The organism is Acidithiobacillus sp. YTS05, from assembly GCF_024396695.1.
Taxonomy (GTDB): Bacteria; Pseudomonadota; Gammaproteobacteria; order Acidithiobacillales; family Acidithiobacillaceae; genus Igneacidithiobacillus; species Igneacidithiobacillus copahuensis.
The window spans coordinates 2089407-2111149 of the sequence record NZ_CP094359.1 but is presented as its reverse complement, the minus strand read 5'-3'; the positions used below and the strand labels follow the sequence as shown (position 1 = coordinate 2111149).

Below are 21743 nucleotides of genomic sequence, written 5' to 3'. Positions count from 1 at the left end.
CAGAAATTTTGAGGAGATTACAGAATGGCAAAAGTTATTGGAATCGATTTGGGAACCACCAATTCCTGCGTTGCCGTCATGGAAGGCGACAAGGTGAAGGTGATTGAAAACAGTGAAGGAAAGCGCACGACGCCTTCCATCGTGGCCTTCAGTGAAGATGGCGAAGTCCTGGTGGGCGAGTCTGCCAAGCGCCAGGCGGTCACCAACCCGGAAAACACCGTCTATGAAGTCAAGCGTCTGATTGGCCGCAAGTTTGACGACGCCGAGGTACAGAAGGACATGAAGCATGTCCCCTACAAGATCGTCAAATCCGACAATGGCGATGCCTGGGTAGAGGCGCGGGGTAAGAGCTACTCCCCACAGCAGATCTCGGCGTATATCCTGCAGAAGATGAAAAAGACTGCCGAGGATTATCTGGGCGAGACGGTGTCCGAGGCAGTCATCACCGTACCTGCGTATTTCAATGATGCCCAGCGCCAAGCCACCAAGGACGCCGGACGCATCGCCGGTCTCGAAGTCAAACGCATCATCAACGAGCCCACGGCGGCGGCGCTGGCCTTCGGCGAAGATAAAAATCCCGGCGACAGCAAGGTCGCAGTCTATGACCTGGGTGGTGGTACCTTCGACATCTCCATCATCGAGATTGCCGAGATGGACGGGGAACACCAGTTCGAAGTGCTTTCCACCAACGGTGACACTTTCCTGGGCGGTGGTGATTTCGATAATCGCGTCATCAACTACCTGGCGGACTCCTTCAAGGCGGAGGCAGGGATTGACCTGCGCAGTGACCGCTTGGCCATGCAGCGCCTGAAGGAGGCGGCCGAAAAGGCGAAGATCGAGCTGTCTTCGTCGGCCCAGACAGACGTCAATCTGCCCTTCATTACCGCCGACCAGTCTGGCCCCAAGCATCTCAACATGAAGCTGACCCGGGCGAAACTGGAGTCTTTGGTGGAAGATCTGATCGACCGCAGCATGACGCCCTGCAAGGTGGCGATGAAGGACGCCGACCTTTCCAGCAGCCAGATTTCCGACGTGATTCTGGTGGGTGGCCAGACGCGTATGCCCAAGGTGCAGGAGAAGGTCAAGGACTTCTTCGCCAAGGAGCCGCGCAAGGACGTGAATCCCGATGAAGCCGTGGCAATTGGCGCCGCCGTGCAGGGTGCCGTGCTGTCCGGCGACAAGAAAGACGTTTTGTTGATGGACGTTACCCCCCTCTCTTTGGGTATCGAGACCCTGGGTGGGGTGATGACCAAGCTCATTGAGAAGAACACCACCATTCCCACCCGGAAATCGCAGGTCTTCTCGACCGCCGAGGACAACCAGTCGGCAGTCACGGTGCATGTCCTGCAGGGCGAGCGTGAGCTGGCGCGAGACAACAAATCGCTGGCGCGCTTCGATCTTACCGATATCCGCCCGGCGCCACGCGGCATGCCGCAAGTCGAAGTCACCTTCGATATCGACGCCAACGGTATCCTGCATGTATCGGCCAAAGACAAGGAGACGAACAAGGAGCAGTCGATCAAGATCACGGCCAGCTCCGGTCTGTCTGAGGCAGAGATTCAGCGCATGATCCGGGAAGCCGAGGCCAATGCCGCCGACGACAAGAAGGCGCGTGCCCTGATCGAGGCGCGGAATGAGGCGGATGGCAGTGTGCATGGGGCACGCAAGGCCCTTGCTGAGCATGGCTCCGCCCCGGCGGAGGTGCGCAGCAAGGTCGAGGGCGCCGTCAGCGCTGTCGAAGAGGCGGCCAAGGGGGAAGACCCCGAGGCCATCAAGGGCGCCGTCGCGACCCTCATGGCGGCGATGTCCGAGCTCCTGCAGCACGCTGCTCCGGCTGGACAGGCCGGTCCGGCCGACGCGGCTGGCAGCGGCAGCAGTCATGCCAAGGACGATGACGTGGTTGAGGCCGAGTTCGAGGAAGTCGACAAGAAGTAAGGCGGCGATCACTGTAGCAGGGCAGGGAGCTATCCCTGCCCTTGCCTGTTTCTGGAAATGGAAGCGATGAGCAAACGCGATTACTACGAAGTGCTGGAAGTCAGCCGCACGGTGGACGATGGCGAGCTGAAAAAATCCTATCGTCGTCTGGCCATGCGCTATCACCCTGACCGCAACCCCGACGATCAATCGGCGGAAGAACGATTCAAGGAGATCAGCGAGGCCTACGAAATCCTTTCCGATCCCCAAAAACGCCGTGCCTATGATCAGTTTGGTCATGCTGGTGTGCAGGGCGGGGCCGGGGGAGGCGCGGGATTCGGAGGCTTTTCTGGCGCTGGCGGGTTTGGCGATATCTTTGGTGATATCTTCGAGCAGTTCACCCGTGGCGGCTTTGGTTTTCAGCAGGATCCGGGCCGTGGCAGTGACCTGCGCTATCGCTTGGACCTGACTCTCGAGGAGGCTGCGTCGGGAAAGACCGTGGAGCTCGACATCCCCAGCTCGGTGATGTGCGAGGCCTGTCATGGCTCGGGCGCGGAGCCTGGCAGTGAAGTCGAGGACTGCCGGACTTGCGGTGGGCATGGACAAGTGCGTATGGCGCAGGGTTTCTTCTCGGTCACGCGTCCCTGTCCCGCCTGCGGCGGTAGCGGCAAGGTAGTCAAAAATCCCTGCAAATCCTGTAAAGGTCAGGGACGCGTCAAGAAAAACCGGCAGGTGGAGGTCAAAATCCCGGTCGGAGTCGATACCGGCGACCGCATTCGTCTGACCGGCGAGGGGGAAGCGGGCGAGCGGGGTGCTGCCCCAGGTGATCTCTACATCGAGATCCAGGTGCGGCCCCACAGTCTCTTTGAGCGCGACGGCGATGATCTCCACTGTGCTGTACCGGTCAGTTTCACTACCTTGGCTTTGGGTGGTGAGCTCGAGGTACCTACCTTGAGTGGTCGCGCTAAGATCCAAATCCCGGCTGGCACCCAGTCAGGCAAGGTCTTTTTGCTGCGCGGCAAGGGAATCCAGGGGGTACGCAGCCGGATGGCGGGCGATCTGCATTGTCGTGTGCAGGTGGAAGTGCCGGTCAAACTCAGCGAGCGGCAACGTGAACTTTTGCAGGAGTTCGCCGCAGAAACCGGGGAGCTCGCCCAGCATCCGCAGCAGGAGAGCTGGTGGGCCAAGGCCAAAGACTTTTTTGAACGCATGGGGATCTGAGATGACGATTCGCCTGGCATTGGCAGCAGCGGCCGGTAAGATGGGCAGAGCCATCGTCGCGGCCCTGAGTGAGCAGCCTGATCTGCAACTGGTTGCCGCACTGGGGCGACCTGGGGCGGAAAATCTTGGTGAGGATATCGGTCGACTGGCGGGGGTTGCCGAGCTGGGCGTTCCCCTGACCGCTCCAATCGCGGAGGCCCTCGCCCAGGCGGATATACTCGTCGACTTCAGCCCGGCGGATGCCGCCCTTTGTCACCTGCGTGCCGCCGCCCAGGCGCAGGTGCCGGTGGTACTGGGCAGCACAGGGTTCAGCGCCGATCAACAAAAAGAGTTGCAGGAACTCAGTACTCGTATTCCGCTTGTCGCTGCCGCCAACATGAGTGTTGGGATCAATGTCCTGCTGGCACTGTTGCCGCAAGTGGTCGCGACCCTCGGTGAGGACTATGACATCGAGATCATCGAGGCGCACCATAATCAGAAACGCGATGCCCCATCGGGGACTGCCCTGGCCTTGGGGCGTGCGGCGGCGGCGGGGCGCAAGGTCGAGCTCGATGCGGTGGCCTGCTGGGATCGCAACGGCAGCGACGGGTTGCGGGGCAAGGGCAGCATTGGCTTCGCTACCCTGCGTGCCGCTGATGTGGTCGGTGAGCACAGCGTATGGCTGGCGGGTGCTGGAGAGCGTCTGGAGCTCACCCATCGGGCCAGCAGTCGCCGCAATTTTGCCGAAGGGGCCTTGCGCGCGGTGCGGTGGCTACAGGGTCGGCCAGCCGGACTCTACGATATGCAGGATGTTCTTGGTCTGCGCCGCACGCCTGCCGTAGAATAGGAATATCTGCAACATCTTCTGGAGGCAACCATGCAATACGTAGTGGCCAACCGGGTACCGGTCAAGCCAGAATTCCATCAGGAGTTTGAGGAACGCTTCCGCCGGCGCGCCGGTGAGGTAGAAAAACAGCCAGGATTTGTGCGCATGGAGATCCTGCGTCCGGTCGCCGAAGATGGCATGTACATCGTGCTCACCCATTGGCAGGACAAAGCTGCATTCGAGGCTTGGCTGCGCAGCGACGACTTCAAGGCGGCGCACAAGAATCCCCTGCCCAAAGAGGCCTTTGGTGAGGGCGGCGGACTGGAACAGCACGAGGTCATCATTTCTGCCGGTTGATTCCGGACGACGGAGAAGGGTTTTGCTCATGGCAGAGTTACAGAAGCAGCAGGTAGAGCAGGCGCTGGCGAGCATTCAGGATCCGTATCTCGGCAAGGATCTGGCCAGCGCGGGTGTGTTGAAAAGCGTGGAGGGGCAGAGGCTTCGGCTCGAACTGCCTTACCCGGCGCAAGGTGTGACGAGTAAGCTGAGCGAGGAGGTCGTCGCTGCGGTGCAGAAGCTTACCGGCATCCGGCCAGAGATCGAGATTAGCCAGAATATCCGTACCCATCAGGCACAACGCGGCGTCAAATTGCTGGACGGCATCAAGAATATCATCGCCGTCGCCTCGGGCAAGGGCGGCGTTGGCAAGTCCACTACGGCTGTGAATCTGGCCCTCGCGCTCGCGCAGGAAGGTGCGCTGGTAGGGATCCTCGATGCCGATATCTACGGCCCCAGTCAGCCGCGCATGCTCGGCATCGAGGGCAAGCCGACCAGTAAAGACGGCAAGAAAATGGAGCCCATGGAAGGGCATGGCATCAAGGCCATGTCCATCGGTTTCCTCATCGACGAGGAGACTCCCATGGTCTGGCGTGGTCCCATGGTGATGCAGGCCCTGGAGCAGCTGCTGTCGGATACGCGCTGGGGGGAACTGGATTATCTGGTCATCGATCTGCCGCCCGGCACCGGTGACACTCAACTGACCCTGGCGCAAAAGGTGCCGGTATCCGGTGCGGTCATCGTCACCACGCCGCAGGATATTGCTCTCCTCGATGCGCGTAAGGGACTGAAGATGTTCGAGAAAGTGGGCGTGCCCATTCTCGGCGTCATCGAGAATATGAGTTTCTACATCTGCCCGAAGTGCGGCAACGAAGACGACATCTTTGGTCATGGCGGTGGCGCCGCAATGGCAGAGCAGTATGGCGTGGAATTCCTCGGTGCCGTGCCGCTCGATCGCAGCATCCGCAACGAAGCCGATAGCGGGGCGCCGACGGTGGTAGGGGCTCCCGATTCCCCCTTGGCGAAGATCTACCGGGAGCTGGCGCGCCATGTAGCAGGCCGCATCGCCTTGCAGGCGGTGGACCACAGCCATAAATTCCCGAAAATCGTCATCGAAAACCGCTAGGAGAGCCGTGCATGGCCATCAAGTCCGACCGCTGGATCCGGCAAATGGCCGAAGAGCAAGGCATGATCGAACCCTTCGCGGCGCAGCAGGTACGTCAGCTCGAAGGGCAGCCGATCATCTCCTACGGGCTGTCTTCCTACGGCTACGACATCCGCTGTGCGGGCGAATTCAAGGTCTTCACCAACGTGCGCAGTGCCATTGTCGACCCCAAAAACTTCAGCGAAGATTCCTTTGTGGAGTTTACTGGTGACACCTGCGTCATCCCCCCTAATTCCTTTGCCTTGGCACGCACGGTGGAATATTTTCGTATCCCGCGCAATGTGCTCACCATCTGCCTGGGCAAATCCACCTATGCCCGCTGTGGTATTATCGTCAATGTGACGCCTTTCGAGCCGGAATGGGAGGGTTACGTGACCCTGGAGTTTTCCAACACCACCCCCTTACCGGCCAAAATCTATGCCAATGAAGGGGTGGCGCAGGTGCTTTTCTTCGAGTCGGATGAAGTCTGCGAGGTCTCCTACGCCGACCGCAAGGGCAAGTATCAAGGCCAGCACGGCGTTACCCTGCCGCGCGCCTGAGTATCCCCCTATCTCTCTTAGTGCTCGCTATTGCTGGGCTCGTCCTCGGCGCGTGCGTGTCCGCCGCGATGGGTGAGGTAGAGAGCCAAAGCGACCAGAGCGATGCCCAGGGCCAGGTAGAGCAGGTCCAGGAAATTACTTACACGCATGGACAGAGAGCGTTCGAAGAAACTGACGATAAGAATCATCAGGATCACCTTGGCCAGGCGATCCTTGAGGTCATCCAGGCTGCGAATGAAGAGCACCCGGGAGCCCTTGGATGCAGCCGCAACATCGATCTTGCTGATGAAGAGTTCGTAGAGACCCAGGGAAAAGATCAGCAGAATGGTGGCCAGCAAATAGCCATCGACGATACTGACCGCATGGGCGACCACCTGCAAGTGGAAGGTCTCGCGCGCCTCACTGCTTAAATGGGGATTGGCATAGCTGAGGATATGGCTGACCAGGTGCCAGGCATCGACGGAGGTCACGAAAAAGACGGCAAAGGCCACCAGCAAGCTGGCGACGACGGCTAGCAAGATGGCAAAGCGACTGTTCCACAGCAACCATTCGAATACTGCCTCGATCTTCTCGCCCATTACCATCCTCACAGTTTTTCGCTGTTAATGTGTTCCGGTGCTGCCGAATCCGCCCGCACCGCGTTCGCTGGCGACGAATTCCTCCACCACGCGTACCTGGGGGCGCAGCACCGGCACCAGAATCATCTGCGCCACGCGCTCGCCTACGGCAATGGTGAAGGATTCTGTGCCCCGATTCCACAGGGATACTTTGAGCGGACCCTGGTAATCGGCATCGATCAAGCCCACCAGATTACCGAGCACCAGACCCTTGTGCCCCAGCCCGGAACGCGGCAGTAGCAGGGCGGTGACGGCGGGGTCGCCAATGTGCATGGCAAAGCCCGCCGAGATCAAGGCGGCCTCGCCCGGCGCCAGGGTCAGTGGTGTCTCGATGCAGGCGCGCAGATCCATACCCGCTGCAGCGTCACTGGCGTAGTGCGGCAGGGGCCAGTCGCGGCCAAGGCGGGGGTCGAGAATGCGAAGGGCGAGCGTATCCATCTAGATCTTTCCGTGCAGGCAGGAGTCGAGATGATGCAACAAGGCACGGGCCAGGTCGAGCTTGTCACTACGCGGCAGCTCCCAGCGGCGCTCGGAACAGTAGAGCACCGCAGCATTCTCCGACCCTCCCATCGCGCCGCTGCGCAGATCGTTGAGCACCGCGAAATCGGCTCCCTTGGCGCGCAGCTTCGCCACGGCGCGCTCCTCATCGCCATGGGTTTCCGCGGCAAAGGCAAGGAGATAACGGGGACGCTCTGCGCTTTCGTGCAGGCTGCGGACGATATCCGGATTGGGGAGCAAGGCGAGCTGATTCGGGATCTCACCTTTCCCCTGCTTATCACGGACGCTGCTTGCGGGGCGATGATCGGCGACGGCGGCATTGGCGATAAAAAGATCGACCCGCTGCTGCTGCACGATGTTCTCACAGGCCGCCAGCATGTCCCGTGCCGATTCGACGGCAATGCGCCGTACTCCTCTGGGGCAGGGCAGAGACGTTGGGCCACTGACCAGGGTCACCTGCGCGCCGCGTTCGGCGGCGGCCTGGGCTAAGGCATAGCCCTGGCGGCCGCTGGCGCGATTGCTGAGTCCCCGCACCGGATCCCAGGCCTCCCAGGTGGGACCGGCGGTGACGAGGACCTGTCTGCCAGCCCAAGACTTGTTGGCTAGTGCGAGACGCAGCTGGTCGACGATTTCCGGCACCTCCAGCAGGCGACCCGCGCCGGTCTCGCCACAGGCGAGTTCGCCGCTGGCGGGCCCCAGAAAGGTTGCACCATCTGCCTGTAGCTGGCGCACGTTGCGTTGGGTGGCCGGATGCTCCCACATGGCGGTATTCATGGCTGGCGCCAGAAAGAGTGGCGCGCGGCTGGCAAGAACGATGGTGCCCGGCAGGTCGCTGGCGAGTCCCTGCGCCAGACCGGCGAGGCCGTTGGCGGAAACTGGGGCATAGAGCAGTGCGTCGGCCCAACGCGCCAGCGCAATATGGTCCATCGCGGCTTCTTCCACGGGGGAGAAGAGCGATTGCCGCACGGGTTGCCCGGTCACGGCCTGCAGGGCCAGCGGCGCGACAAAATCGGCGGCGTGGCGACTCAGCGCCACGCGCAGCTCGACGCCACGGTCCCGCAAGCGACGCGCGAGTTCCGGCGTTTTGTAGGCGGAGACGCTACCACCAATCATCAAAAGGATTTTTTTGCCCGCCAGTGGGTCCATGTCGGCCTTGCTTTCCAGTACAATATCGCTGACTAGGATACGAAAAAGAGGGAGCGCATGGCTATTCGGGATTGGCCCACGGACGAACGGCCGCGGGAACGTTTGTTGGCGAAGGGGGCGGAGAGTCTGTCCGATGCGGAATTGTTGGCGATTTTTTTGCGGGTAGGGGTGCGTGGCAAAAGCGCCGTCGAACTGGCGCGTGATCTTTTGCAACGCTTTGGTGGGTTGCGAGGACTCTTGACGGCCCCACAGGAGTCCTTCTGTGCTGAGCATGGGCTCGGTACCGCCAAATTCGCGCAGTTGCAGGCGGTGCTGGAGATGGCGCGGCGCCATTTGGCAGAAAGCTGGCAGCGGGGCGAAGCCCTGGAATCGCCACGCCGGGTGACGGAATACCTGCGTGCCAGCCTGCGCGATCGGGCACGCGAGGTCTTTGCGGTGCTCTTTCTCGATCAGCGTCATCGTGTCTTGCGCTTCGAGGAGATGTTTCAGGGCACCATCGACAGCGCCAGTGTGCACATCCGCGAGGTCGCCAAGCGCGCCCTCGAACTCAATGCGGCGGCGCTGATCGTGGCGCACAATCATCCTTCGGGGGTTGCTGAGCCGAGCACGGCGGACCGGCAGCTCACCCGCCGGCTGGAGGATGCCCTGCGACTTTTGGACCTGCGTCTGCTCGATCATTTCATCGTCGGTGATGGCGAGCCGGTCTCCCTGCGCGAAGCGGGCGGTTGGTGAGAAAAAACGCACCTCTCTGGCGCCGCGGACGCTACGCGCTGGCCGGTCTGGAAAGTGCCGTGCGTGGGGAGGCGAGCTTTCGGACCGAGCTGGGTGCTGCAGTTTTGGGAATTGCTCTCCTGGTTTGCACGGGTGCGCCGCTCCTGTGGTGGGCCTTGTTCATCTTGCTGATGGCGGCGATCCTGGCCGCCGAGCTGCTCAATACCGCCATCGAAACCCTGGCCGACCGTGTCGAACCGGAGCTGGATCCGTTCATCGGCCGTGCCAAGGATCTTGGCGCTGCTGCAGTATTCATCCTCAGCGTTGCGGCCATTTTACTGGCGGCGTGTTTGTTGTTGGCCTTCTTTCAGGGTGGGGCGGGTTTTGCACCGCCTTTCTGATCCGTCTATAGTGAATAAGGAAATTTTAGGGTAACGCACGCTATGGGTATCAACGCCTCCCTCACGATCATCGCGATAGTGTCCATTTTTTCACTCGTCATATTGGCCGCGGTAGCTGGCGTGGTGATTCGTACCTTTCTGCGGCTGGAACGGGTCCTGGCCCGGGCAGAGCAGGAAGTTGGGCCGCTGTTGTTTGACCTGAAAGTGTCGTTGGCAGAGCTGCAAAAGATCATCCGCGGCGGGGGCAAGCAGCTCCAGCATGTCGAGGCGACATTACGGTATGTCGATCGGGAACTGCGCGACACCGTTGACACCCTGACGCTCCCGGTCCAGGAACTTGGGCTTTGGGTCAAGGCTGCGCGTACTGGCTGGCGTTACTTTGCCCGCCGTCGTCATTGAGGCTTTCTGTTTCGTAACTCACTGGAGGTTTGCATGAGAAATTCAGCAGCAGGATTCATGATGGGCTTACTCGTTGGTGCCGCCGCTGGCGTCTTGCTTGCCCCAGCCAGCGGCGTCGAGACCCGCGACGATCTCCGGCGCAGAATGCAACGCGGCAGGGAGCAACTGCGCGAACTGGAGACGGTCGCGGAGGAGCGCATTTCCCGGCTCCTCGACGAAATCCAGGAAAAGACCCAACAGTTGATGGCCTCCGGCGGTGAATTGGTGGATGCCAAACGGCAAGACCTGCTGGAAGCCATTCAGGTGGCAAAGCGGGCATTGGCTGAAGAGCGCGAGATCCTGCTGCGTTCCCGTCGCGAGCGGCAGATCGAGGCGGAAATCGGGGGCCCAGAGGATTGACCGCGCAGTTTTTTATGCGGTAATCAATCAAATCATGGTGCAAGGGGCATCTGGCACCGATAAGATAGCGCGAGTTTTCTGTCAAGGAGTAGTGAGATGGCTGATAAATTGCTGATGGTCATGGTCAACACCGATCCTTCCAACCCCCAGGAGCTGGGTGCGCCTTTCTTCCAGGCCACGGTTGCTGCGGCAATGGATTTTGAGGTGGAGGTGGTGCTTACCGCTCGCGCTGGCGAGCTGGCCAAGAAGGGCGTGGCGGAGAAGATGCACGTCATGCCGGGCAGCCCCAAGAGCGTTCACGATTTCATCAAGGATGCCCACGAGGCGGGCGTGAAGTTCTTTGTCTGTACCCCCACCCTTGAACTGTGGGATTGCACCAAGGAAGACCTCATTCCCGAAGTGTCGGACGTGGTCGGTGGCGCCTATGTCATCGAACAGGCCATGGACGACGATGTCGTTACCTTTACCTATTAAGTGACGTCATGACGCCTACCCATTTGGGGCCGGCTGAACAGTTGTTCAGCGCGGAGGCGGTGCACGCGGCCATCCAACGGATGGCCGTTGCCATTAATGCCGACCTGGAACCGTTGGTACCGCACCGTCCGGTCATTGTGCTGACAGTCCTGTCCGGTGCCATCGTCGTCGTCGGTCAGTTGCTGCCCATGCTGCATTTTCCCCTGCATCTGGATTGTGTGCAGGTCAGTCGCTATGGTGACAAGACGCGTGGCGGCGATCTGCTGTGGCGTCTGACGCCACGGGAGAACCTGCTGGATGCCACCGTGCTCATCGTCGATGATATCCTCGATGAGGGCGTTACCCTGCTGGCGCTGCAGGACTATTGTCGTGCCCAGGGGGCAGCAGAGGTGCGCACGGCGGTGATGGTACGCAAGGAGCGCGAGCGTCCCTGTGCCGTGCCCATCGATTATGTGGGTCTGGAAGTTCCGGATCGTTTCATCTTTGGTTTCGGCCTCGATGCCCGGGGGCTCGGTCGCAATGCGCCCGGGATTTTTGTGCTGGCGGAGGAATCATGAGTAGCGTCGGGATCCTTGGCGGTAGCGGCCTGACCAGGCTCAAAAACCTGGAAATTCGCCACCGTCGCATCATTCGCACGCCCTTTGGCGAGGCCTCTGGTCCTCTGACCTTTGGTGTTCTCAATGGTCAGGAGATCGTTTTTCTGGCCCGCCATGGCTATGGTCACACCATCCCGCCCCATCGGGTCAACTATCGCGCCAACATCTGGGCCTTGCATCATGTGGGAGTGAGCCATCTGATTGCGGTGACCGCCGTCGGTGGAATCACTGCCGCGATGCAGTCCGGCGTCCTGCTGGTACCGGATCAGCTCATCGATTACACCCATGCCCGTCCCAGCACCTTCTTCGAAGGCGGCGAGGCGCAACAGGTGATTCATATCGACTTTTCCGAACCATACTGCGCCAATGTGCGGCAACGGCTTCTGCAAGGGGCCGAAAAAGCCGGGATCTCGGTGCATCCAGGAGGCACCTACGCTGCGACCCAGGGGCCGCGTCTCGAGACCGCGGCAGAAATCCGTCGGATCGAGCGGGATGGCGGCGATGTGGTGGGCATGACCGGTTGTCCAGAAGCCGTTCTGGCGCGAGAGATCGGCCTTTGTTATGCGCCCTTGTCGTTGGTGGTGAACCCCGCCGCGGGTAAGGCGGCGGAGCCGATTACCATGGAGGGGATCGACGCCGTCATGCATGAGGGCATGGAGCGGGTGCGGGCGGTACTCGCCGCGGCGGTCCCGTTGCTGGCCGACTGCCCGCCCTGTGATTGTGGCATGGCGGTAGGTCCGGATGCCCTCAAGGCGCTGCACAAGGCGCCACTGGCGCGAAAAAAGGCAACGCCCGCTGCCTGATTCAGCGCAGCGTCACGAACTCTTCGCTGCTCGTGGGGTGGATGGCGATGGTGTCATCGAAGTCCCGTTTGCGAGCGCCCATGCGAATGGCCACGGCAAAGCCCTGCAGCATCTCCTCTACCCCGTCGCCAATGGCATGCAGTCCGACAATGCGCTCCTCGTGTCCCACGGTCACCAGCTTCATCGCGGTCCGTTCCGGTTCGCTCTGAAAAGCGCGTAGCAACGGTACGAAGCGGCTCTGGTAGCATTTCACCTGCTCATCGCCATAGCGCTCCCGAGCCTCAATCTCGCTCATGCCCACCGTGGCGATGGGCGGATGACTGAAGATCACCGTGGGCGTCAGGCTGCTGTCGAGGTGTCGCTCGCTCTGCCCGCCGAACAGACGATCGGCCAGACGGCGTCCGGCGGCAATGGCGACGGGGGTCAGGGCTGGCGCGCGCGTGATATCGCCTACCGCGTAGATGCCATCCACAGGGGTGTTCTGGAATTTGTCGACGGCAAGAAAACCATCGTCATCGGTAGCCAGGTCTGCCGCCACCAGACCGAGATCGCTGGTCTGCGGGCGGCGGCCGATAGCCCAGAGTACCGCATCGAGGCCCCCGTGGCAGTCTCCCTGCGCAAAGTCGAGACACAGGCCATTCGCATCGCGCCGAAGCTGCCGCACCTGACGTTGGGCGAGGAGGTTGATGCCTTGCGTCTGCATGGCCTCCATCAGATGTTCCCGCAGCATGGGCTCAAACCCATGGAGGAAGTGATTGCGCCGCACCACCAGCGAGACATCGCTGCCCAAGGCGCGCAAGACGCCAGCCAGTTCGACGGCGATATAGCCGGCACCCACCACGGCTACCCGCTGCGGCTGCTCGCCAAGGGCGAAGAATCCATCGGAATCCATACCAAGCTCGGCTCCAGGGATCTCTGGCCAGATCGGTGTTCCGCCCGTTGCCAGAAGGATCTTCGCGGCACTGAGCAGGGTCTTTTCATCGACGCTGACCTGATTCTTACCGCGCAAGCGACCATGACCGCGAAAAAGCGTCACGCGATTGTTCTCCAGCCCTTCGGCATAGCGCCCGTTGAGTCGCTGGATGTAGGCGTCGCGATGGCTTTTGAAACTGCCCCAGTTGAAATCCCAGGGCGTTGCCGAAAAGCCATAGCCCGCTGCCAGCTCGTGACTAGTTGCCAGATGGGCAGCATTCCAGAAGAGCTTTTTGGGGACGCAACCGACATTGACACAAGTGCCCCCCAAAGGTCCCTCTGCCACCAAAGCAACGCGGGCGCCATAGGAAGCGGCGCGGTTGGCACTGGCAATACCGCCGCTACCGCCGCCGATGACGATGAAATCGAAGTCTGTTGTCGTGCTCACCGGGTAAGCTCCTTACGGCGTCATAGAGACGCCGTGTTCCAGATTGGGTTGCGCTTAGTGGGCGGCGAGATACTTGGCCAGATCGTCGGCGCCACCGATGTGTTTGCCGCCAATGAAGATCTGTGGCACCGTCGAGCGTCCAGAAACTGCACGCACCGTCCGCGAGCTAATTCCCGTACCCATGCCGGTATGCACCTCCTCATAGGGAAGGTTGCGCTCCTGCAACATCGCCTTGGCGCGGGCGCAGTGGGGGCAGCCTTCGCGGGTGAAGAGCGTGATGAAGGCCGGATCCTGGGCATTGGGATTGATGTAGCGGAGCATGGTATCGGCATCGGAAACCTCGAAGGGATCGCCGGGCTTGTCAGGCTCGATGAACATCTTCTCGACAACGCCATCCTTCACCAACATGGAGTAGCGCCAGGAGCGCCGCCCAAACCCCAGGTCGGCCTTGTCCACCAGCATACCCATGCCGGCGGTGAACTCGGCGTTGCCATCGGGAATCAGACGTACATTCTCGACGGCGAGTTCCTTGGCCCAGGCCTCCATGACAAAGGCGTCATTCACCGAGATGCAAAGAATGCTATCGACGCCGTTTTCGCGCAAGACCGGCGCCAGCTCGTTATAGCGGGGCAAGTGGCTCGAAGAACAGGTGGGAGTGAAGGCGCCAGGCAAAGCAAAGACCACTACCGTTTTGCCGGCGAAGAGTTCCTTCGTGCTGACATCCTTCCATTGATTGTTTTCCCGGGTGCGAAAAGTGACCTGGGGTACTGCCTTTCCTTCCATATTGCTGAGTTTCATGGATCGACCCTCGATGGCTGCATCGGAATTGATGACGCCTTAGTTTAGACATTGTCTAAAATATTTGCAAACGCCGCTCACTCCCTCAGACGAGACCGAGAATGCTGCTGACAAACTCCAGCCCTCCTTGGCGAATCTGATAATTCGCCTGGGCGCGGACGGCGGGCTTGGCACGATAGGCAATACCCACGCCGGCCTTGCGCAGCATGGGCAGATCATTCGCCCCGTCGCCAATGGCGACGCATTGGTTGGCATTGGTGCCCGCGGCAATGGCGAGGAGGTCCAGGATATCGGCCTTGGCCTCGGCATCGACGATATCGCCGATGACCTCGCCGGTGAGCTTGCCATCGCGAATGTCGAGCTGATTGGCAAAGGCGTAATCGAGATCCAGTTCTTCCTGGACATGCCGGGTGAACTGGGTGAAGCCGCCAGAGACGACAGCGGTTTCCATCCCCGCACGCTTGGCGGCGGCGACCAAGTCGCGGGCCCCCGGGCTGAATTGCAGGCGCTCACGAATCACGGCATCGATGGCGCCGACCGGGGTGCCGGCAAGCAGGCGCACGCGCTCGCGCAGGGAACTGCGAAAATCCAACTCGCCGGCCATGGAACGTTCCGTGATCGCCGCGATCTTGCTTTTCAAGCCAAGATGCGCACCGAGCTCGTCGATGCATTCGATGGCGATCAGGGTGGAGTCCATGTCGCTGATCAAAAGGCGAAACTGGCCGCTTTTCCAGTTGGGTGTGAGGGCGACGTCGACGGGAAACTCCATCAGTGCCTCGACCAGCTGGTGGTTGGCAAGGGGCAGGGCGGCGGCATCGCCCCAGATCTCGATCACCAGCTCATTGCCCTGGGCGAGTAGCACCCGGCCCGGCAGAAAGGCGCGTAGTTGTAGACTGGTCAGTGCCCGGCGTAACATCGTCGGACGCAGGTCCCCGCGCAACACCAGACGTAGAGGCTCTTCTGCGTCGCTTGCGGGGCCCCAGAGGATCTCCCGCTCCTGTGCCAGCCCCTGGCGTGCCAGCTCCTCCAGGAAGGGTTGCAGCTCGGCAAAGTCGGCGGGCAGGCGCCAGCTCTGCAGCCAGCTCCCGGCAATTTCCCGTTGCTCGATTTCTCCGGCAACGATCTGGCTCATACTGGCGGGCAGGGCCATACGTCCCTGATGGGCGGGACTCAAAATGGCGAGGCGGGTGGCAGACATGCTTTTACTCCTTGCTTGAGTCAGGGCCATTGAGTTCGTCGATGAGCGTAAGAAGGGCTTCGCATCGCGTCTGGCCGTCGGGCAGGGTACGACGGATGCGCAGGCGGTCCTGACCCTCGAGCTGGAAGGTCTGCGATTCCTTCTGGATCTTCTGTAAGAGGCGGTCCACTGGCAAGCGATGCCGTGCGCTCAGGGTCAAGCGGGCGCCCTGTGGTCCGGCGTCGATAGCGGTAATGCCCAGGCTCTCGGCGAGAATCCGCAGTTGCGTCTGGCAGAGCAGGGTCTTGACGGCATCCGGCAGGGTGCCAAAGCGATCCACCATCTCTACCATGATCGCACCAATCCCCTCGCTCTTGCGCAGATTGGCCAGGCGTTTATAGAGCTGCAGACGCAGTTGCACGTCGGGCAAGTAATCGGAGGGGATGAGCGCCGGGGTGTTGAGATGGATCTGTGGCCCCTCCGCCTGTTTTTCCGCCAGACTTTGCGGATCCTTGCCGGCGCGGATGGCGGCAACGGCGTCGTTCAGCCACTCCATGAACAGGGTAAAGCCCACTTCATCCATGTGTCCGCTCTGGGCATCGCCCAGGAGCTCGCCGGCACCACGAATCTCCAGATCATGACTGGCCAGAGCAAACCCTACACCAAGCTCCTCCAGGGACTGGATGGCGTCGAGGCGTCGTTTGGCGTCGTCAGTCATGGCGCGTGGATCGGGGGTGAAGAGATAGCAGTAGGCCCGCTGATGTCCACGCCCGACGCGCCCCCGCAGCTGATGCAGCTGCGCCAGGCCGAAGCGGTCGGCACGATCGATGAGCATGGTGTTGGCACGCGGATTGTCGATGCCCGATTCGATGATCGTGGTGCAGAGTAACAGATCGAAGCGTTGATGATAAAAATCGAGCATCACCGCCTCCAGTTCGGTCTCCGGCATCTGCCCGTGGGCAATGCGGATGCGCGCCTCCGGCAGCAGGCGTTGCAGCAATTTACCGCTGCGCTCGATATCCTGTACTTCGTTGTGCAGATAGTAGATTTGCCCACCGCGATGCAGCTCGCGTTGGCAGGCCTCGCGAATGGTGTCTTCGGCAAATTCCTGCACAAAGGTGCGTACCGGTTGCCGGCGCTGCGGCGGCGTGGCAATCAGCGACAGGTCGCGCAGTCCCGCCAGGGAAAGATTCAGCGTGCGGGGGATGGGGGTTGCCGTCAGGGTGAGTACATCCACCTCACTGCGCAGGGCCTTGATCTTTTCCTTATGGCGCACGCCAAAGCGATGCTCCTCATCGAGAATCAGGAGTCCCAGGTCGGCAAATTGCACATCGCCCTGGAGCAGGCGATGGGTGCCAATGAGGACCTGAATGTTGCCGGCGGCGGTATCCGCAAGGATCGCGCTACGTTCCTTGCCCTTCTGAAAACGGGAGAGCATGGCGACGCGGATGGGCAGCCCGGCAAAGCGATCGCGAAAGTTTTCGAAATGTTGCTGGGCGAGGAGGGTGGTGGGTACAAGAATGGCCACCTGGGCGCCGCTGTGAGCGACCAGGAAGGTGGCACGCAGGGCCACCTCGGTCTTGCCAAAACCGACGTCGCCGCAGACCAGGCGGTCCATGGGATGCGGCCGTTGCAGATCGTCGAGAACGGCATCGATGGCGGCCTGCTGGTCCGGTGTTTCCTCAAAGGGAAAGCGGGAAACAAAGTCCCAATAGGCGTCGTCCGGCGCCGGGAAGCTCCTTCCAGGGCGCGCGGCGCGGCGCGCGTAGATGTCGAGCAGCTCGCTGGCGGCATCGATCGCCTTCTGTCGCGCCTTGGCCTTGGCCTTGCTCCAGCGCGCATTTCCCAGACGCGATAGCTCGATTTCCTCGCTGTTGCCGACAAAGCGGCTGACGCGGTCGAGTTGTTCCACCGGTACATAGACCTTGGCATCGCCGGCATAGGCAATACTCATGTACTCGTTGACGTCTCCTTGCCCGGCAAAGGGGGTGTCCAGCGCCAGAAAGCGCCCGATGCCGTAATCCTCATGGACTACCACATCGCCGGGCTGCAGTTCTCCCAGATCGCGTAGCAGATTTTCCATGCTCCGCTGGCGTGCTCGGCCGCCACGGCGCTGGGCAAACACCCGATCGCCAAAGATCTGCGCTTCCGAGATCAACGCTAGATCGATACGTCCCCGCTGCTGATGCAACAGTCCCCGTTCCAGCGGCGCCACCGCGAGGGCGAGGGAGGCGGACCCAGCGGAAAATTCGGACCAGTTGCCGACTCGTTGCACCGGGACGCCCAGGCGCTGTAGGTGCTCGCCCACCGCTTCGGCGCGTCCAGCGGATTCCGCCGCCAGCACTACGCGAGCACCACCGGGAAGCTCTTGTAGAAAGCGCTCGAGGCCGAGCAAAGGATTTTCACTGTTGCCCTGTAGGGAAGGCGGAGGCAGAAAGCCTTGCGCCTCGCCCTGCACCTGTTCGCTGAGCCGCAAAATGGGGTAGGCCGCTAATCGTTGCTGCCAAGAGTCCTCGCTCAGCAACAGTTCGTCAGGCCGCAGGATGGGATGGGCACGATCGCTGCTGCGCTCGGCATAGCGTTCTTGCCATTCCTGGCGCAATTGCTGAACTGCGGCCGCAAGCCCGGACTCCTCCAGCACGATGCTGTCCTTCGGCAGATAATTACTGATGTCGCCGCAAGCTTCAAAAAACAGAGGTAGGTATTGCTCGGCACCCGCCGGTATACTATTGCGACTGGCGGCACGGTAGATCTCCGCCTGTTGCGGGTCGCCGCTGAAGCGGGCGCGAAACTGTGCGCGAAAGCGTTGCAGATCCTCGCTGGCAGTCGGAACTTCGCGTGCCGGCAGCAACTCTACCTTTTCCACTTTGCCGAGACTGCGCTGGGTTTCCACATCGAAGGCACGAATGCTGTCGATCTCGTCGCCAAAAAGCTCGATCCGATAGGGAAGAGGGCTGCCGCTCGGGAAAATATCGATGATGCCACCGCGCCAGGCGATTTCCCCTGCTTCCGACACCTCGCTTACGCTCTGATAGCCGGCATCGATGGCACGCTGGCGGAAGGATTCGAGGGGCAAGCGCGCCCCCAGGTGGAGCCACAGCGCATGACGATCGAGATGGCTCGGTGGCGGCAGAAACTGCAGCACTGCGCTGGCCGGGGCGATGATCAGTCCCCGCCAGTGCGGCAGGGCCGCGAGAGTGGCCAGCCGCGCGGTACTGATCTCGGCCGGCGGATTCAGGCGATCGTAAGGAAGCACTTCCCGATCGGGAAAAACCAGCGGTGCAGGTAATTCCGGCGCGAAAAATTGCCATTCCCGTTGCCATTCTTCTATCGCGCGGCTGGCATTGACGATCAACAGGATCGGGCGCTGCAAGCGGCGTTGTAGGGCCGCCGCCAACAGGGCCTGAGCGGCCCCCGGCGCCGGCGGCAGGGTAGCGGTTTTTCCGGGTTGGAGGACCAGTGACCCGAGCCAATCCATCAGCAAGACAGCACATCCTCAAAAAGCCAAGGCGACAGTCTATGCAGGCCAAGAAAAAACTGCAAAAGTCGCGGTCATTCGGGTATGCTGGCGCAGCGATCAGGAGGATGTGCATGGAACAAATCTGGGCCTTGATCCCCGCCGGTGGACGCGGGCAGCGATTTGGTGGTGCCGTCGCCAAGCAATATCTGCAACTGCGCGGTCGCTCGGTGCTTGCCCATGCCCTGCAGCCCTTTCTGATCGAGCCGCGCATTCGTGGCGTACAACTGGTGTTGCCCGGCGCAGATCTCGCCACCGGCGCCTGGCGTGAGCTTCTCGGTTCGCAAAGCCGAAGCTTTCTGCCCCCGGTGGTAGGTGGAGCGCAGCGCCAGGACTCGGTGCGACTCGGCCTGCGCGCGCTTCTGGAACATGGCGCCCTGCCGCAGGACTGGGTGCTGGTCCACGATGCGGCGCGCCCTTGCCTGCAACGGGGCGATCTGCATGCGCTCCTGGATGCCTTGCCCAGAGCCCCACAAGGGGCTTTGCTGGCCTTGCCGGTAGCCGATACCCTCAAGCGTGCCGCGGGCGAGCATGTGGTGGCCACCGTCGAACGTAGTCATCTCTGGCGTGCCCTGACTCCCCAGGCCTTTCCCCTGGGTGCGCTGCTCGAAGCCCTTGACGATGCCGAGCAGCAGGGTGCCCCGGTGACCGATGAGGCCTCGGCTATGGAACGGCGCGGCTGGCACCCCCTTCTGGTGCAGGGCCACGCCGATAACCTCAAAATCACTTATCCCGAAGATTTGCCCTTGGCTGAGGCTATTCTGGCCGCGCGTGGGTCGTGAAAGGAGAACTATGGAGATTCGCGTAGGACAGGGCTTTGATGTGCATGCACTGGTGGCAGATCGCCCCCTGATTCTGGGCGGTGTGCGGGTGCCTTATGAACTCGGCCTGGCCGGTCATTCCGATGCCGATGTCCTCATCCACGCCATTTGCGACGCACTGCTCGGCGCGGCGTCCCTGGGGGATATCGGCAAACATTTCCCGGATACCGATCCCCGTTTTGCCGGTGCCGATTCGCGTCTACTGCTCCGTCACTGCGCCAGCTTGCTGCAGCAGGAGGGCTATCGCATCGTCAATGTCGATTCGACCCTCATCTGTCAACGCCCCAAATTGGCACCGCATATTCCCCAGATGCGGGAACATCTCGCCAGTGACCTGCAGATTCCGCTCCCTGCGGTCAGTGTCAAGGCGACGACGACAGAGCAGTTGGGCTTTGCCGGCCGTGGCGAAGGCATTGCCGCCCAAGCTATCTGCCTCATCCGGGATGTCTGAGATCCCCGATCGGTGGTATCCGGAGCTGGCGCTTGCCCGCCCGGAAGGCGTCTTTCGTTCCTCCCCCGAAAGCTTTTTTGTGGAAGAGGTGTTGCCTTTTGCTGCCGATGGCGAGGGCGACCATGCTTGGCTCTGGGTCGAGAAGACGCGGCGCCACACCGAGGAGGTCGCACGGCTGCTCGCGCGCTTTGCGGGCGTCCCCGCCCGAGACGTTGGCTACGCCGGTCTAAAGGACTACCAAGCCCGTACCCGACAAGCCTTTACCGTGCCGCTCGTTGGCCGTGAGGAACTCGATTGGGGCCAGTTCGCCGCTGCGGGGGTGCAAATTCTCGCCATCGACCGGCATCGACGCAAACTACGGCGCGGTGTGCATCGCGGCAATCGATTTCGCATACATGTACGCGACGCCAACGACAGCACCGCCTGGGAAAACGCCTTGCGGGTTTTGGCGCAACAGGGTTTCCCCAACTATTTCGGGGCGCAACGCTTCGGGCACGATAATCTGGCCGCTGCCGGGCGCCTGCTGACTGGTGGGCGGCGTGGACGTATGCCACATCATCTGCGCGCGCTTTTGTGGTCGACGGCGCGCTCCGCGCTATTCAACTTGGTTCTTGCCGAGCGGGTGCGACAGAAAAGCTGGAACTGCATCCTGCCCGGTGAGATCATCCAGTTGGCCGGGACGCATAGCCAGTTTCGGGCTGGCGCAGAAGAGCTCGCGGAGCTGCAGGCCCGCGCCGATGCCTGGGATCTCCATCCCACCGGGCCACTGCCGGGTAAAGCTGCGGGGCAAAGCAAAGGGCTGGTAGGCGAACTGGAAGCGGAAATCCTTGCCGCTTGGCATGGCGGCGACGATTCTCCCGGCAACGGTATGGCCTGGGCAGCGGCGCTGGCCAGTCAGGGCTTGGACGCAGCACGACGAGCCTTGCGCTGCCGTCCGGAGGATATGTCCGTTCATGCGCCGCAAGCTGGGGAAATTGTTCTCCAGTTCTTTCTACCGCAAGGCTCCTATGCCACGGTGTTGCTGGAAGCCCTTGGGGTGAAGTCGGAAAAAATGAGCTCGGACCCTTGTCCGTAGCAAGTACATACTTTACGATAAACTACTCGTTTGCAGGGCAAAAACCAGGAAGGAACGATATGAAAAACCACGTGACCATTGGGCGTTTGGCGCGCGAGGCGGGATTGGCAGCGGAAACTCTGCGGTATTATGAACGAATCGGGCTGATTCGCCCGGTGCAACGGACGCAGTCCAATTATCGACTGTACGACAACGAGGCGGAAGCGCGCTTGCGTTTTATTCGCCGGGCGCAGAATCTCGGTTTTTCCTTGGCGGAGGTCAAGGAGCTACTCGACATCAACAGCCATCCGGAAAACGACATGGCGGCGGTGAAGCAGATTACCCAGGGCAAGATCGCCGACATCGAGGAAAAAATTGCAGATCTGGAGCGGATGCGCTCGGCCCTGCACGAGGTCAGTGAGCGTTGCCCCGGCCATGGCTCTGTTGAGGCTTGCCCGATCCTGGCCTCGCTTGCTGGGGCAGAGCGCGCCACCGACTTGCCGCCTGCCCCGGCCGCTCAGGCGCGCTGAAAAGTCCATCA

Annotated in this window: 24 protein-coding genes; 17 read left to right on the top strand and 7 right to left on the bottom strand. The window is 61.4% G+C overall.

Annotation, left to right across the window (positions count from 1 at the left end; genetic code table 11):
* Nucleotides 1–24: 24 nt before the first annotated feature.
* From dnaK to dcd, 6 genes are all read left to right on the top strand, one after another.
* A complete protein-coding gene (gene dnaK, locus MQE22_RS10400; RefSeq protein WP_215873370.1) occupies nucleotides 25–1935 on the top strand; it encodes a molecular chaperone DnaK in 1911 nt (636 codons plus the stop codon).
* Between the two features lie 66 nt (nucleotides 1936–2001).
* Nucleotides 2002–3135, top strand: coding sequence for a molecular chaperone DnaJ (dnaJ, locus tag MQE22_RS10395; protein WP_215873369.1), 1134 nt, complete (start codon nucleotides 2002–2004; stop codon nucleotides 3133–3135).
* Nucleotide 3136: 1 nt separating this feature from the next.
* Entirely contained in the window at nucleotides 3137–3961 is an 825-nt protein-coding gene (gene dapB, locus MQE22_RS10390; protein ID WP_215873368.1) for a 4-hydroxy-tetrahydrodipicolinate reductase, read from the top strand.
* Nucleotides 3962–3991: 30 nt separating this feature from the next.
* Nucleotides 3992–4297: an antibiotic biosynthesis monooxygenase family protein gene (locus tag MQE22_RS10385; protein WP_215873367.1), complete on the top strand. Its 306-nt coding sequence runs from the start codon at nucleotides 3992–3994 to the stop codon at nucleotides 4295–4297.
* A 28-nt stretch (nucleotides 4298–4325) separates the two neighbouring features.
* Entirely contained in the window at nucleotides 4326–5402 is a 1077-nt protein-coding gene (gene apbC, locus MQE22_RS10380) for an iron-sulfur cluster carrier protein ApbC (RefSeq protein ID WP_215873366.1), read from the top strand.
* 11 nt (nucleotides 5403–5413) lie between these two features.
* On the top strand, nucleotides 5414–5980 hold the full coding sequence (dcd, locus tag MQE22_RS10375; protein ID WP_215873365.1) for a dCTP deaminase: 567 nt from the start codon (nucleotides 5414–5416) through the stop codon (nucleotides 5978–5980).
* 17 nt (nucleotides 5981–5997) lie between these two features.
* On the opposite strand, the gene MQE22_RS10370 is transcribed toward dcd, so the two are convergent.
* Genes MQE22_RS10370 through coaBC form a run of 3 tightly spaced genes read right to left on the bottom strand, consistent with a single transcriptional unit; the run spans nucleotide 5998 to nucleotide 8241 of the window.
* Nucleotides 5998–6558 (bottom strand): YqhA family protein, encoded by a 561-nt coding sequence (locus MQE22_RS10370; protein ID WP_215873364.1) that lies wholly within the window; start codon nucleotides 6556–6558, stop codon nucleotides 5998–6000.
* Between the two features lie 24 nt (nucleotides 6559–6582).
* Complete coding sequence (gene dut / locus MQE22_RS10365; protein ID WP_215873363.1) at nucleotides 6583–7035, bottom strand: dUTP diphosphatase; 453 nt, start codon at nucleotides 7033–7035, stop codon at nucleotides 6583–6585.
* Nucleotides 7036–8241, bottom strand: coding sequence for a bifunctional phosphopantothenoylcysteine decarboxylase/phosphopantothenate--cysteine ligase CoaBC (gene coaBC, locus MQE22_RS10360; protein WP_215873362.1), 1206 nt, complete (start codon nucleotides 8239–8241; stop codon nucleotides 7036–7038).
* A gap of 57 nt (nucleotides 8242–8298) precedes the next feature.
* Between coaBC and radC the strand changes: the two genes are divergently transcribed.
* The 7 genes from radC (at nucleotide 8299) to MQE22_RS10325 (ending at nucleotide 12024) form a co-directional block, all read left to right on the top strand.
* Nucleotides 8299–8973 carry a RadC family protein gene (gene radC / locus MQE22_RS10355; protein ID WP_215873361.1) on the top strand — a complete coding sequence of 225 codons (675 nt, stop codon included), beginning with the start codon at nucleotides 8299–8301 and terminating at the stop codon, nucleotides 8971–8973.
* Nucleotides 8970–9353, top strand: a complete 384-nt coding sequence (locus MQE22_RS10350) for a diacylglycerol kinase (protein ID WP_215873360.1) — start codon at nucleotides 8970–8972, stop codon at nucleotides 9351–9353. The genes radC and MQE22_RS10350 overlap by 4 nt, the downstream gene beginning before the upstream one ends.
* Before the next feature lie 42 nt (nucleotides 9354–9395).
* On the top strand, nucleotides 9396–9752 hold the full coding sequence (locus MQE22_RS10345) for a hypothetical protein (protein WP_215873359.1): 357 nt from the start codon (nucleotides 9396–9398) through the stop codon (nucleotides 9750–9752).
* Between the two features lie 33 nt (nucleotides 9753–9785).
* The gene (locus MQE22_RS10340; RefSeq protein ID WP_215873358.1) at nucleotides 9786–10151 is read left to right on the top strand and encodes a YtxH domain-containing protein; all 366 of its coding nucleotides are present in this window, start codon (nucleotides 9786–9788) and stop codon (nucleotides 10149–10151) included.
* Nucleotides 10152–10247: 96 nt separating this feature from the next.
* Nucleotides 10248–10625, top strand: a complete 378-nt coding sequence (locus MQE22_RS10335; RefSeq protein ID WP_215873357.1) for a DsrE family protein — start codon at nucleotides 10248–10250, stop codon at nucleotides 10623–10625.
* An 8-nt stretch (nucleotides 10626–10633) separates the two neighbouring features.
* Complete coding sequence (locus MQE22_RS10330) at nucleotides 10634–11182, top strand: hypoxanthine-guanine phosphoribosyltransferase (RefSeq protein ID WP_215873356.1); 549 nt, start codon at nucleotides 10634–10636, stop codon at nucleotides 11180–11182.
* On the top strand, nucleotides 11179–12024 hold the full coding sequence (locus tag MQE22_RS10325; protein ID WP_215873355.1) for an S-methyl-5'-thioinosine phosphorylase: 846 nt from the start codon (nucleotides 11179–11181) through the stop codon (nucleotides 12022–12024). The genes MQE22_RS10330 and MQE22_RS10325 overlap by 4 nt, the downstream gene beginning before the upstream one ends.
* A 1-nt stretch (nucleotide 12025) precedes the next feature.
* On the opposite strand, the gene gorA is transcribed toward MQE22_RS10325, so the two are convergent.
* From gorA to mfd, 4 genes are all read right to left on the bottom strand, one after another.
* Nucleotides 12026–13384, bottom strand: coding sequence for a glutathione-disulfide reductase (gene gorA / locus MQE22_RS10320; protein ID WP_215873354.1), 1359 nt, complete (start codon nucleotides 13382–13384; stop codon nucleotides 12026–12028).
* Nucleotides 13385–13438: 54 nt separating this feature from the next.
* On the bottom strand, nucleotides 13439–14182 hold the full coding sequence (locus MQE22_RS10315) for a glutathione peroxidase (RefSeq protein ID WP_215873353.1): 744 nt from the start codon (nucleotides 14180–14182) through the stop codon (nucleotides 13439–13441).
* 85 nt (nucleotides 14183–14267) lie between these two features.
* Nucleotides 14268–15380: a phosphoserine phosphatase SerB gene (gene serB / locus MQE22_RS10310; protein ID WP_215873352.1), complete on the bottom strand. Its 1113-nt coding sequence runs from the start codon at nucleotides 15378–15380 to the stop codon at nucleotides 14268–14270.
* A gap of 4 nt (nucleotides 15381–15384) precedes the next feature.
* On the bottom strand, nucleotides 15385–18837 hold the full coding sequence (mfd, locus tag MQE22_RS10305) for a transcription-repair coupling factor (RefSeq protein WP_215873351.1): 3453 nt from the start codon (nucleotides 18835–18837) through the stop codon (nucleotides 15385–15387).
* Between the two features lie 113 nt (nucleotides 18838–18950).
* Between mfd and ispD the strand changes: the two genes are divergently transcribed.
* From ispD to MQE22_RS10285, 4 genes are read left to right on the top strand one after another with little or no spacing between them, the layout of a single operon-like run.
* On the top strand, nucleotides 18951–19658 hold the full coding sequence (ispD, locus tag MQE22_RS10300) for a 2-C-methyl-D-erythritol 4-phosphate cytidylyltransferase (protein WP_215873350.1): 708 nt from the start codon (nucleotides 18951–18953) through the stop codon (nucleotides 19656–19658).
* A 10-nt stretch (nucleotides 19659–19668) separates the two neighbouring features.
* Nucleotides 19669–20148, top strand: coding sequence for a 2-C-methyl-D-erythritol 2,4-cyclodiphosphate synthase (gene ispF, locus MQE22_RS10295; RefSeq protein WP_215873349.1), 480 nt, complete (start codon nucleotides 19669–19671; stop codon nucleotides 20146–20148).
* Nucleotides 20099–21223, top strand: a complete 1125-nt coding sequence (gene truD / locus MQE22_RS10290; RefSeq protein WP_255790293.1) for a tRNA pseudouridine(13) synthase TruD — start codon at nucleotides 20099–20101, stop codon at nucleotides 21221–21223. Before ispF ends, truD begins: the two co-directional genes overlap by 50 nt.
* A 59-nt stretch (nucleotides 21224–21282) precedes the next feature.
* Nucleotides 21283–21732, top strand: a complete 450-nt coding sequence (locus MQE22_RS10285) for a heavy metal-responsive transcriptional regulator (RefSeq protein ID WP_215873347.1) — start codon at nucleotides 21283–21285, stop codon at nucleotides 21730–21732.
* Nucleotides 21733–21743 lie beyond the last annotated feature (11 nt).

What these genes read in the sequence shown, in the direction of transcription:
- dnaK (WP_215873370.1), top strand. Translation starts at nt 25, where the DNA reads ATGGCAAAAGTTATTGGAATCGATTTGGGAACCACCAATTCCTGCGTT.
- dnaJ (WP_215873369.1), top strand. Translation starts at nt 2,002, where the DNA reads ATGAGCAAACGCGATTACTACGAAGTGCTGGAAGTCAGCCGCACGGTG.
- dapB (WP_215873368.1), top strand. Translation starts at nt 3,137, where the DNA reads ATGACGATTCGCCTGGCATTGGCAGCAGCGGCCGGTAAGATGGGCAGA.
- MQE22_RS10385 (WP_215873367.1), top strand. Translation starts at nt 3,992, where the DNA reads ATGCAATACGTAGTGGCCAACCGGGTACCGGTCAAGCCAGAATTCCAT.
- apbC (WP_215873366.1), top strand. Translation starts at nt 4,326, where the DNA reads ATGGCAGAGTTACAGAAGCAGCAGGTAGAGCAGGCGCTGGCGAGCATT.
- dcd (WP_215873365.1), top strand. Translation starts at nt 5,414, where the DNA reads ATGGCCATCAAGTCCGACCGCTGGATCCGGCAAATGGCCGAAGAGCAA.
- MQE22_RS10370 (WP_215873364.1), bottom strand. Translation starts at nt 6,558, where the DNA reads ATGGGCGAGAAGATCGAGGCAGTATTCGAATGGTTGCTGTGGAACAGT.
- dut (WP_215873363.1), bottom strand. Translation starts at nt 7,035, where the DNA reads ATGGATACGCTCGCCCTTCGCATTCTCGACCCCCGCCTTGGCCGCGAC.
- coaBC (WP_215873362.1), bottom strand. Translation starts at nt 8,241, where the DNA reads ATGGACCCACTGGCGGGCAAAAAAATCCTTTTGATGATTGGTGGTAGC.
- radC (WP_215873361.1), top strand. Translation starts at nt 8,299, where the DNA reads ATGGCTATTCGGGATTGGCCCACGGACGAACGGCCGCGGGAACGTTTG.
- MQE22_RS10345 (WP_215873359.1), top strand. Translation starts at nt 9,396, where the DNA reads ATGGGTATCAACGCCTCCCTCACGATCATCGCGATAGTGTCCATTTTT.
- MQE22_RS10340 (WP_215873358.1), top strand. Translation starts at nt 9,786, where the DNA reads ATGAGAAATTCAGCAGCAGGATTCATGATGGGCTTACTCGTTGGTGCC.
- MQE22_RS10335 (WP_215873357.1), top strand. Translation starts at nt 10,248, where the DNA reads ATGGCTGATAAATTGCTGATGGTCATGGTCAACACCGATCCTTCCAAC.
- MQE22_RS10330 (WP_215873356.1), top strand. Translation starts at nt 10,634, where the DNA reads ATGACGCCTACCCATTTGGGGCCGGCTGAACAGTTGTTCAGCGCGGAG.
- MQE22_RS10325 (WP_215873355.1), top strand. Translation starts at nt 11,179, where the DNA reads ATGAGTAGCGTCGGGATCCTTGGCGGTAGCGGCCTGACCAGGCTCAAA.
- MQE22_RS10315 (WP_215873353.1), bottom strand. Translation starts at nt 14,182, where the DNA reads ATGAAACTCAGCAATATGGAAGGAAAGGCAGTACCCCAGGTCACTTTT.
- serB (WP_215873352.1), bottom strand. Translation starts at nt 15,380, where the DNA reads ATGTCTGCCACCCGCCTCGCCATTTTGAGTCCCGCCCATCAGGGACGT.
- mfd (WP_215873351.1), bottom strand. Translation starts at nt 18,837, where the DNA reads ATGGATTGGCTCGGGTCACTGGTCCTCCAACCCGGAAAAACCGCTACC.
- ispD (WP_215873350.1), top strand. Translation starts at nt 18,951, where the DNA reads ATGGAACAAATCTGGGCCTTGATCCCCGCCGGTGGACGCGGGCAGCGA.
- ispF (WP_215873349.1), top strand. Translation starts at nt 19,669, where the DNA reads ATGGAGATTCGCGTAGGACAGGGCTTTGATGTGCATGCACTGGTGGCA.
- MQE22_RS10285 (WP_215873347.1), top strand. Translation starts at nt 21,283, where the DNA reads ATGAAAAACCACGTGACCATTGGGCGTTTGGCGCGCGAGGCGGGATTG.